Annotated in this window: 1 protein-coding gene; it reads left to right on the top strand. The window is 47.7% G+C overall.

The window, feature by feature from the left end:
* On the top strand, nucleotides 1-409 hold a 409-nt coding region (locus D4A39_RS19320), incomplete at both ends, for a glycoside hydrolase family 97 N-terminal domain-containing protein (protein ID WP_199699506.1).

The raw sequence follows: 409 nt of genomic DNA, 5'->3' as shown, positions 1-409 counted from the left end.
AGGTGTGCAGACCGCTCTACAGATGAAGACAGCCGATGGTATCTATATCAATATCCATGAGGCAGCTTTGGTGGATTACTCTTGCATGCATTTGAGTCTCGATGACAAGAACCTCGTGTTCACCTCTCAGCTTACCCCTGATGCGCAAGGTAACATGGCTCACATGCAGACCCCATGCCATACTCCATGGCGTACCATCATGGTAGTGGACGATGCTCGCAAGGTGCTTGCCTCTCGCCTTATTCTCAATCTGAATGAGCCTTGCAAATATTCAGATACTTCATGGATCAAACCTGTCAAGTACATAGGTGTTTGGTGGGAGATGATAGGTGGTGGCAAGCAGTGGTCTTATACCAACGACCTTCCATCTGTCAAATTGGGAGAAACCGACTATACCAAGGTAAAGCCT

Source organism: Alcanivorax profundi, assembly GCF_003597125.1.
Taxonomy (GTDB): Bacteria; Pseudomonadota; Gammaproteobacteria; order Pseudomonadales; family Alcanivoracaceae; genus Alcanivorax; species Alcanivorax profundi.
The sequence above is the reverse complement of the archived record's forward strand: the minus strand, read 5'-3'. Positions and strand labels throughout refer to the sequence as shown.